The organism is Solicola agrisoli (assembly GCF_049059935.1).
Lineage (GTDB): Bacteria > Actinomycetota > Actinomycetes > Propionibacteriales > Nocardioidaceae > JAURVT01.
In genome coordinates this window covers 20,929-30,877 of sequence record NZ_JBMGQR010000013.1, presented here as the reverse complement: position 1 = coordinate 30,877, position 9,949 = coordinate 20,929, and the positions used below count along the sequence as shown (strand labels likewise).

Genomic DNA, 9,949 nt, shown 5'->3' with positions numbered 1-9,949 from the left:
CGCGGTCAGTGCGTGGCCGAGGGGCGGTGGCGGGCCAGGGGGTTGGCCAGCCTGCCGTGGTCGCGGGCGGTGACGTCGGGGGACTCCAGGTCGACCATCTGCCGGTTGTCGGCGAGCTGGAGGCGGTTGAGGCAGACCAGCTCGAAGTCGTCGCCGAACAGGTCGATGCGGGCGAACCGGTCGGCCAGGTGCGGGTGCTCGGCCTGGTACGCCAGCACGGTGTCGGCGACGGCGCGCCACAGCAGGTCCTCCTCGTAGCCGGGCACGTGCTCGACGCAGATCGCGTTGACGAACCGCAGGAAGCAGTCGACCACGTCGGTCTGGATCGCCAGGGCTCGTGCCTCGTCGGAGACGTCGTGCTGGATGCGGCGCACGTCCTCGGACAGCGTCACGGCGGTGTTCATCACCACCATCTCCTCGCCGGTGTCCTTGAGGATCACCCGCACCGGGACGGCGTCCTCGAGCACCACGATCATGTTCTCGCCGTGCGGCATGAACGCGAGGTCGTGCGTGTAGATGCAGTGCAGCAGCGGTGACAGGTAGAGGTCGAGCCACCGGCGCAGCCACGCGTCCAGGCCGATCCCGGACGCCTCGACGAGGGCCAGCAGGAACGGCTCGCCGTCGTCGTCGCGGTGCAGGAACGACGCCATCGTCACCAGCTGCTGGCCCGGCTCGAGCGACGGGACGGGGCTCTCGCGCCACAGGGCGGCCAGCATCTTGCGGTGCGCCGAGCCCGCGGGGAGCGAGTCGACGTGGCGGCGGTGATAGCCGATCGCGGCCACCTCGCGCAGCGCGGTGAACCGCTTGGACACGAGGTACTCGTCGCTGGTCAGCAGGTCGTGCAGCCAGTCGTCGATCGCCGGGGTGACGCTCATGTACGCCGCCGACAGCCCGCGCATGAAGCCCATGTTGAGCACCGAGATGGCCGTCTTGACGTAGCGGCGGTCGGGCCGGCTGGCGTTGAAGAAGGTGCGGACGGACTGCTGCGGCCGGTGGTCGTCGTCGCCGTGCCCGAGGCAGACGACGTCGCGGTCGGCGACGTCGGCGGCGAAGGTCACCGCGAGGCGGTCGAACCACTGCCAGGGGTGGGCGGGCAGCAGGTGGTAGTCGGACGGGTCGAGGCCGAGGTCGCGCAGCCGGTCGTCGAAGCGGGCGCGGGTGGCGGCGTCGAGCTCGGAGGCCACCAGCTGCTCGTGGTCGAGCCCGCGCACCGCGGCGAACACCGACCGCTCACGGCGCACCGCGAGCCACACGAGCCGGACGGTCGAGCCGGTCTCGGGTGCGTACGCCCGGTAGTCGTCGGCGCCGAACCCGATGCGGCCGTTGTTGGCGACGAAGCAGGGGTGTCCCTCGCTCATCGCCGACTCGACGGTCTGGAAGTCGGCGTGGACGAGCGCCTTCGACCCCGGGACGTCGCGCGCCTGCTTGTAGGCGTGGCCGAACAGGGTGCTGCTGATCTCGTCGAGGTACACCGGGAGCACGTCGGCGCCCATGCCGAGCGTGCCCTGCAGCTCCACGACGAGGTCGGACGCGTCGAGCGGCAGCAGGTGCCCGTCGCGCTCCCGCTCGATCGACGACGCGTCGACGAGCCAGTGGTCCAGCGACAGCCGGCGGGCCCCGAACCGGTAGGTGACGGCGCCGTCGTCGCTGGTGACGGCCCAGCGTCCGCCGCCGAGGTCGACGGGGGAGAGCAGCCGCTCGTGCGACCACTCCGACAGCGCCTTGGCGACCAGGGCGCGCTGGGCGCGGGCGAACGCGCCGGGCGTCAGGTGGGACGCGAAGTCCTGGGGCTCCTCGGTGGTGCGGCTCATCGGGCGGTCCTCTCCTGCGGCCGCGCCGTGGCGGCCGCGAAGTCCTCGCGGGTGCAGGACGACAGCAGGGCGTCCTTGGTGGGCAGGCTGACGACGCGCTCCTCGCAGAAGCCGACCGACGCGTTGAGGCGGTGGATCGCCTCGTTGCGGACGTCGGGCTCGACGACGACGCGGCGCACGTCGGGGTCGGTCAGGACGAAGGCGACGACCGCCTCCATCACGCGTCGGGTGTAGCCGTGGACGGGCGTGTCCGTCGGACCGACGAGCAGGTGCATGCCGCGGTCGCCGGGCTGCACCTCGTACGCCTCGCCCACCGGGTCGTGGGCGGGGTCGTAGACCTCGGCCAGGAAGGTGGGCAGGCCGTCGTCGAGCCCGAGGAACGCGCGGTGGTGGCCGGACGCCTCGATGCGGCGGTACTCGTCCTCGACGTCGGCGCGCGAGGCGCCCTGCATGTCCCAGAACCGGGCACGCTCGGCGGTGACCCACGTGTGCAGCAGTGGCACGTCGTCGGGCAGCAGGACGGGACGGAACGTCAGGCTCATGCGTGCACCGCCCGGGCCGGCGCGCCGAACTGCTGGAACGCGATGCGCTTCTCGACCGGGTAGACCTCGCGGCCGAGCATCCGGGCGATGATCACCGAGTTCCGGTACGACGCCATGCCGAGGTCGGGCGCCACCAGCCCGTGGGTGTGTGACTCGGCGTTCTGCACGAACACCTCGTCGCGGCCGCGGTCGACGGCGTAGGTGCGGTCGACGTCGAAGCGCCCGCGGTCGTCGAAGCAGAGCCGGTCGGCGATGCCGTCGACGAAGTCCGGACGACGCCAGCGGTGGCCGGTCGCCAGCACCAGCCCCTCGGTGCGCAGGTCGTACGCGACGTCCTGCTCCACCTGGCGCAGCCCGAGCGTGAACGCCGACCCGTCCCACGACGCCGACTCCAGCTCGGTGTTGGTGAGCAGCTCGGTGTCGGGCTCGCCGCGCAGCCCGGCGGCGTACAGCAGCTCGTGGATCTCGTCGACGAGCTCGCCGTCGATGCCCTTGTAGAGCTGCTTCTGCGACTCCAGCAGCTCGTCGCGCGTGGCCGGCGGCAGCGCGTGGAAGTAGTCGGTGTACTCCGGCGAGGTCATCTCGAGCGTGAGCTTGGTGTACTCCAGCGGGAAGAACCGGGGCGAGCGCGTGGCCCACGTCAACCGGTAGCGGTGCCGCGGCAGGTCCTGCAGCAGGTCGCGGTACACCTCGGCGGCGCTCTGGCCGCTGCCCACCACGGTCACCGAGCCGAGCGCCTTGAGCTCGTCGGCGCGGTGCAGGTAGTCCGAGCTGTGCAGCACCGGTCCCTCCAGCCCCTCGGCGGCGGCCGGGACGTGCGGCGGGGTGCCCGTGCCGATCACGAGCCGGCGGCCGCGGTGCTCGTGCGCCCGTCCGGACGAGTCGCGCGAGCGCACCACGTAGACCCCGTCCTCGTGGACCACCTCGGCGACGGCACGGTCCCACTCGATCGTCCGCAGCCGGTCGGCCGCCCAGCGGCAGTACTGCACGTACTCCTCGCGGAGCAGGTAGAAGTTCTCGCGGATGTAGAACGCGTACAGGCGCCCCTGCTCCTTGGCGTACGCCAGGAACGAGAACGGCGACGTCGGGTCGGCCATCGTCACCAGGTCGGCCATGAACGGCGTCTGCAGGTGCACGCCGTCGAGCATCATCCCCGGGTGCCAGGAGAACGACGTCTTCGCCTCCAGGAACACCCCGTCGAGGTCGTCGACCGGGTCGGTGAGGCAGGCCAGGCCGAGGTTGAACGGGCCGAGGCCGATCGCGACGAAGTCGTGGACGTGGTCGCTCACGCGGCGCTCCTCTCGTCGAGGTGGGCGTCGCCGGCGCGGGCGACGAGGTCGAGCACGCGACGCAGGTCGGCGGCCGTCGTGCGGGGGTTGAGTAGGGTGAGCTTGAGGTGCACGCGGCCGTCGACGACGGTGCGCGCGACCATCGCCCTCCCGGAGGCGAAGAGCTCGTCACGGATCGCGGTGTTGAGGTCGTCGACCTCGGCGGGCGACGCGGCGGCGTCGGGGCGGTAGCGGAACACCACGGTGCTCAGCGTCGGCCTGACGACGACCTCGAACCGCGGGTCGTCGTCGAGGTGCCGCCAGGTGGCGTCGGCGAGGTCGACGACGGTGTCGAGCATGGCGCCCACGCCGTCGGCCCCGGTGAGGCGCAGCGTCAGCCACAGCTTGAGCGCGTCGAACCGGCGGGTGGTCTGGATCGACTTGTCCACCTGGTTGGGGCGCGCGTCGGGGTCGGTGTCGGCCGGGTTCAGGTAGTCCGCGTGGTGCGTGACGTGCCGCAGCGTCGACCCGTTCCGCACGAGCACGGCGCTGGAGCTGACCGGCTGGAAGAACGTCTTGTGGAAGTCGACGGTCACCGAGTCGGCGTGCTCGATGCCGTCGAGCAGGTGGCGCCGGGTGGTCGAGCAGAGCAGACCGCCCCCGAACGCCGCGTCGACGTGCATCCACACGCCGTCGCGCCGGCACAGCTCGGCGATCTCGGGCATCGGGTCGATGCTGCCGAAGTCGGTGGTGCCCGCGGTGGCGACGACGGCCATCGGCACCAGGCCATCGGCCCGGCACGCGGCCAGCGCCTCGGCGAGCGCGTCCGGACGCATCCGCCGCCGCTCGTCGCACGCGACCGGGACGACGGCGTCCTCACCGAGCCCGAGCGTCCGCGCTCCCGTGCGGACGCTGAAGTGGCTGACCTCCGAGGCCAGCACCCGCAGCCTGGGGAGCAGGTCGGGCAGGCGGACGTCGTCGCCCGCGGCCAGCCGCTCGGTGGCGACGCCCCGCGCGACGAGCAGCGCCTGCAGGTTGGACTGCGTGCCGCCGCTGGTGAAGACGCCGTCGGCGGCCTCGCCGAGCCCGGCGCGGTCGGCCGTCCACGTGACGAGGCGCCGCTCCATCAGGGTGGCGCCGATGCTCTGGTCCCAGGTGTCCAGCGACGGGTTGACCGCGCTGAGCAGCAGCTCGCCGAGGAGCGCGGGCACCTCGACCGGGCAGTTCAGGTGCGCGGCGTAGTCGGGGTGGTGGAACCAGACGGCGTCGTCGAGCCACAGTGGCCCGAGCTCGGCGATCGCCTCGGACGGGTCGGCGAGCGGCGCGTCGAGGTCGACGTCCCGGACCAGCTTGTCCAGGTCGGCCGGGGCGGCGCCGGTGCAGGGGCGGGAGACGCTGGTGACGCGGGCGTGCACCTCGTCCAGGCCCAGGGCGAGGGCCTGGCGGTAGGACGTGGCACCGTCGGGGTCGAGCAGCACGGAGGAACCTCCTGATGGTTTAGGTAAGGCTCACCTTACGTACCCGTCAGGATGTCCGGTAAACGGATCGGTCAGGTGATCCGGGTCACGCCCGTCATCGTCAGCACGCCGTCGGCGGGGAGCCCGAGCTGTCGCGCGAGGCCGGCGACGAGGCCGCCGCCGCTGCCCGAGCCCACCGCGTCGAGCGCGTCCTCGCTCGAGTCGGGACGGCCGAGCCGGTCGAGCAGGCCGAGGTGCGGCACCCGCCGTACCTGCACGTCGTCGCGGGTGCGGTCGATCCGGGCGCAGGCACGCTCGACGGCCGTGGCCAGGCCGCCGCTCGTGTCGACGAGTCCACGCTCGCGGGCGTCGGCGCCGGTCCAGACCCGTCCGCGGGCGAGCGGCTCGAGGTCGTCGAGCGCCATGCCGCGGTCGGCCGCGGCCTTGGTGGTGAAGTCGGCGTAGACGGCGTCGAGCCAGCCGTCGACGCGCGCCTGCTCGTCGTCGTCGAAGCGGCGGAGCGAGGTGAACATGGTGGCGTGCGCGCCGGCGCCGACGGCCTCGCGCGCGAGCCCGACCTTGTCGGCGACCTCGGTGGTGACCAGCTTGCCGCCGAGCACGCCGATGGAGCCGGTGAGCGTGGTGGGCAGCGCGACGATCTCGTCCGCGGGCATGGAGACGAAGTACCCGCCGGACCCTGCCACGGCCCCCATCGACGCGACGACGGGACGCCCGGTCTCGCGCAGCACGCGGATGCCGTCGCGGATCGCGTCGGAGGCGACGTACGACCCGCCGGGGCTGTCGACGCGGAGCACGACGGCCTTGACGTCGTCGTCCTCGCGGGCCAGCCGCAACGCGGCCAGCACCTGGTCGGACCCGACCGAGCGGCCGCCGAGCGGCGAGGAGCCGCCGCGGCCGGTGACGATGCCGCCGTGCACCTCGACGACGGCGACCACCGGCCGGCTGCGACGACGGACCTTGTCGACCACGCCGGAGGCAGCGGCCTTCGCCGAGTGCGCGTACCGGTGGGCGTACTGCAGGCGCACCTCGCCGTCGCGGCCGTGCTCGCGCCGCACCGCGGCGTAGACGGCGTCGCGGTAGCCGAGGTGGTCGACGAGGTGTGCAGCGTGGGCGCGTCCGGCCTCGATCGGCGCCTCGGCCACCAGCGCGTCGACCTCGGTGGGGGTGAGCCCGCGGGTGCGGCACACCTGCGCGGTGACCTGCTCGAGGACGGAGTCGGCGAGCCGCTGCGACATCTCGCGGTTCGCGTCGGACACCTCGGTGGCCGTCAGCCGCTCGGCCGCGGTCTTGTACTCCTGGCGCTGACCGATCTGGGGCTCGACCCCGATCTTGTCGAGCGCCCCGCGGACGGTGCTGAGCTCGAGGCTGACGCCCGTGAGCCCGACCTGTCCGGTGGGCTGGAGCCAGATCGTGTCGGCGTGCGCGGCGAGGTAGTACGGCACCGTGCCCGGACCGAGCTCGCCGAAGCTCTCGCTGAAGGCGACGGTGGCCTTGCCGCGGGCCGAGAACTCCGTGAGCGCCTGCCCCAGCTCGTCGGCGACGGCCGCCGTCACCGTCCCGCCGACGTGCACGACCGCGGCCACCACGTCGTCGTCCTCGGCCCCGCGCCGCAGCCCGGCGAGGACGTCGGTCAGCGTCGGGGTGGCCCGCGCGCGCAGCATCTCCAGCGGGTCCTGCGGCGCCTGCGTCAGCAGCCCCCGCGCGAGGTCGATCTCCAGCACGAGCGGGACACGGTTGCGGCGCCTGAGGTCCATGTCGTCCAGCCTAGGTGGGGTGGTGTCCTGGGGCTTCGGGTGCGGCGCCGCTGGGGTGCTCGCCGACAGGCACCGACGGACTGGGTGGGCGGGGGTGCTCGTGTCGAGCGGGTGCGTCTCGACAGGTGGACCGGGCTCTCCCATCCGCCCCAGACGTCACACCGACCGTGGCAAACGGTCGCGAACCGTGGTGAATTCACCACGGTTCGTGATGGTTTGCCGTGGTCGGCACCCCGGTCGTCCCACCCACCGAGACCCGAGCCCGTCCTGCGCCGGCACCCCCGCAGTGACAACCTGGCACGGTGCCGAACCGCCGATGGCTCTTCGCCGACCAGCTCGGGCCCCACTTCACCTCCGACCGACGGCCGGTGCTGCTGGTGGAGTCGCGTGCGGTGCTGCACCGACGGGTCTACCACCGCCAGAAGCTGCACCTGACGCTGTCGGCGCTGCGGCACCGCGCGGCCGAGCTGGGCGACCGCGCCGTGTTCATCCAGACCGGCACTTACCGCGAGGCCCTGGCCGAGCTGGGGGAGACCGTCGACGTCTTCGAGCCCACGTCGTGGAGGGCCCAGCAGCTGGTCGAGCGGCTGCAGGACGAGGGGCTCGTCGGCGCGATCGACCCCACCCCCGGTTACTCGATGCCCAAGGACGAGTTCACCGCCTGGACCGGCGGACGCAAGCAGCTGCGCCTGGAGGACTTCTACCGCCACCAGCGCCGGCGCCTGGAGATCCTGGTCGACGGCGGCGAGCCGGCCGGCGGGCAGTGGAACCACGACCACGACAACCGCGAGCCCCCGCCCCAGAGCGCGACGCTCGACGTGCCCCGGCCCTACGTGCCACGCGAGGACGACATCGACGCCGAGGTCCGCGACGACCTCGACCGCTGGGCCCGCGACGAGGGCCTGGAGATGGTGGGGGAGGACGCACCCCGCCAGTTCGCCGTGACCCGGCGCGAGGCGCTCGCGGCCGTCGAGCGGTTCTGCGACGAGCGGCTCGCGGCGTTCGGGCCGCACGAGGACGCCATGCTCAAGGCCGACGACCGGATGGCGCACAGCCTGCTGTCGGTCCCGCTCAACCTCGGGCTGGTGCACGCCCACGAGGTGGTCGAGGCGGCCGTCCGTCGCCACGACGACGGGACGGCGCCGATCGCGAGCGTCGAGGGGTTCGTCCGACAGCTCGTGGGGTGGCGCGAGTGGGTGTGGCAGCTGTACTGGCACTTCGGCGAGGACTACCGCGCGCACAACCACCTGCACGCCGGCAAGCCGCTGCCCGCGTGGTTCGACGACCTGCGCGCCGACGACGTCGACGCCGCCTGCCTGTCGGGCGTGCTGCGCGGCGTCCGCGACCACGGCTGGGTGCACCACATCCCGCGGCTGATGGTGCTCGGCAACTGGGCGCTGCAGCGCGGGTACGACCCCGACGCGCTCACCGAGTGGTTCCAGACCCGGTTCGTCGACGGCTACGACTGGGTGATGCCGGTCAACGTCGTCGGCATGAGCCAGCACGCCGACGGCGGCCTGATGGCCACCAAGCCGTACGCGTCCGGCGGCGCCTACATCGACAAGATGAGCGACTACTGCGGCGGCTGCCGCTACGACCCGAAGAAGCGGGTGGGCGACGACGCGTGCCCGTTCACGGCCGGCTACTGGTGGTTCCTGGACCGCAACGCCGACGTGCTCGAGGGCAACCACCGCCTGGCCCGCCCGCTCACCCAGCGGCACCGGCTCAAGGACCTCGACGAGCTGGTGGCGCAGGAGGACGGCCGCGGAGCGACCGCCCCGTGACGACCGCCTCGCCCGTTCGCGGAGGCGTGCGGGCCCCCCTCGTGAGATAGTTCTCCGGTTGGAGGGGAGTATTCCTTCGCCGTGACGTCGTCAACACGACCGCCTCAGCGCGGTCCGGCGCCACGGGTCGTCAGCGCAGGTCACCGCGCGTCGGCGGAAGAGACCTCCGGTGCCCCGATCATCCGACCAGAGGAACCCTCCACGTGACCGTCTCCACCACCGAGTGGGCCATCACGGTGTTCGTCACCGTCGGCGTCATCATCGTCGACCTGATCATCGTGTCCCGTCGCCCCCACGAGCCCAAGACCAAGGAGCTCGTGACCTTCCTGTCGTTCTACGTCGGCCTGGCCGTCGCGTTCGGCATCTGGACCACCGTCTACCACGGCGGTTCGTACGGTGTGCAGTTCTTCACCGGCTACCTGACCGAGTACTCGCTGAGCATCGACAACCTGTTCGTGTTCATCATCATCATGAGCGCGCTGCAGGTGCCCAAGAAGTACCAGCAGGAAGCGATCATGGTCGGGATCATCCTGGCCCTGATCTTCCGTACGATCTTCATCGCCGTCGGCTACCAGCTCGTCAGCAACTTCTCCTGGGTCTTCTACATCTTCGGCGCCTTCCTGATCTACACGGCCTACGGCCTGGTCAAGAGCTACCGCGCGGACGACGACGGCCACAACGAGGAGTCGGCCATCCTCAAGTTCGCCCGCAAGCGCCTCAACGTGGGCGAGGAGTGGCACGGCCTGAAGCTCTTCGTCAAGGAGAACGGCAAGCGCGTCGCCACCCCGATGCTGCTCGTCCTGGTCGCGCTCGGCGCCACCGACATCATGTTCGCGCTGGACTCGATCCCCGCGATCTTCGGCATCACGCAGGAGCCGTACCTGGTCTTCGCGGCCAACGTCTTCGCGCTGATGGGCCTGCGCCAGCTGTACTTCCTGCTGGGTGGGCTGCTGCAGAAGCTCGTCTACCTGTCGCTCGGCCTGTCGTTCATCCTGGCCTACATCGGCGTCAAGCTCGTCATCCACGCGCTGCACGAGAACGAGCTGTCGTTCATCAACAACGGCCAGCCGATCATCGACTGGGAGATCCCGTCGCTGCTCAGCCTCGCGGTCATCATCGTCACGATCGCGCTGACGGCGATCCTGAGCCTGCGCAAGACCAAGGGCCAGGACGTCGACGGCGACCCGGCCAAGGTCTCGGCCACCCAGAGCAACGAGACCGACGCGGACGGCACCCCCGACGTGCCCTCGCGCCGCACCGCGGCCCCGGGCGTCGAGGACGCGGACGACACGCACCGCTGACGCACCACGCA

General features: G+C 71.8%; 7 protein-coding genes. 2 read left to right on the top strand and 5 right to left on the bottom strand.

Going from position 1 to position 9,949, the window contains the following annotated elements:
* Nucleotides 1-5: 5 nt before the first annotated feature.
* The 5 genes from ACI6PP_RS07090 to sppA form a co-directional block, all read right to left on the bottom strand.
* Nucleotides 6-1,811, bottom strand: coding sequence for an IucA/IucC family protein (locus ACI6PP_RS07090; RefSeq protein ID WP_421110299.1), 1,806 nt, complete (start codon nucleotides 1,809-1,811; stop codon nucleotides 6-8).
* On the bottom strand, nucleotides 1,808-2,353 hold the full coding sequence (locus tag ACI6PP_RS07085) for a GNAT family N-acetyltransferase (RefSeq protein ID WP_421110297.1): 546 nt from the start codon (nucleotides 2,351-2,353) through the stop codon (nucleotides 1,808-1,810). Before ACI6PP_RS07085 ends, ACI6PP_RS07090 begins: the two co-directional genes overlap by 4 nt.
* On the bottom strand, nucleotides 2,350-3,642 hold the full coding sequence (locus ACI6PP_RS07080; protein ID WP_421110295.1) for a lysine N(6)-hydroxylase/L-ornithine N(5)-oxygenase family protein: 1,293 nt from the start codon (nucleotides 3,640-3,642) through the stop codon (nucleotides 2,350-2,352). Before ACI6PP_RS07080 ends, ACI6PP_RS07085 begins: the two co-directional genes overlap by 4 nt.
* The gene (locus ACI6PP_RS07075) at nucleotides 3,639-5,099 is read right to left on the bottom strand and encodes a pyridoxal phosphate-dependent decarboxylase family protein (RefSeq protein WP_421110294.1); all 1,461 of its coding nucleotides are present in this window, start codon (nucleotides 5,097-5,099) and stop codon (nucleotides 3,639-3,641) included. The genes ACI6PP_RS07080 and ACI6PP_RS07075 overlap by 4 nt, the downstream gene beginning before the upstream one ends.
* 71 nt (nucleotides 5,100-5,170) lie before the next feature.
* On the bottom strand, nucleotides 5,171-6,853 hold the full coding sequence (gene sppA / locus ACI6PP_RS07070) for a signal peptide peptidase SppA (protein WP_421110292.1): 1,683 nt from the start codon (nucleotides 6,851-6,853) through the stop codon (nucleotides 5,171-5,173).
* Between the two features lie 302 nt (nucleotides 6,854-7,155).
* On the opposite strand from sppA, the gene ACI6PP_RS07065 reads away from it, so the two are divergent.
* Nucleotides 7,156-8,637: a cryptochrome/photolyase family protein gene (locus ACI6PP_RS07065; RefSeq protein ID WP_421110290.1), complete on the top strand. Its 1,482-nt coding sequence runs from the start codon at nucleotides 7,156-7,158 to the stop codon at nucleotides 8,635-8,637.
* Between the two features lie 203 nt (nucleotides 8,638-8,840).
* Entirely contained in the window at nucleotides 8,841-9,938 is a 1,098-nt protein-coding gene (locus ACI6PP_RS07060; RefSeq protein ID WP_421110289.1) for a TerC family protein, read from the top strand.
* Nucleotides 9,939-9,949 lie beyond the last annotated feature (11 nt).

Bases quoted from the DNA above. Each gene is read 5' to 3' on its own strand.
- ACI6PP_RS07090 (WP_421110299.1), bottom strand. From the start codon at position 1,811: ATGAGCCGCACCACCGAGGAGCCCCAGGACTTCGCGTCCCACCTGACG.
- ACI6PP_RS07085 (WP_421110297.1), bottom strand. From the start codon at position 2,353: ATGAGCCTGACGTTCCGTCCCGTCCTGCTGCCCGACGACGTGCCACTG.
- sppA (WP_421110292.1), bottom strand. From the start codon at position 6,853: ATGGACCTCAGGCGCCGCAACCGTGTCCCGCTCGTGCTGGAGATCGAC.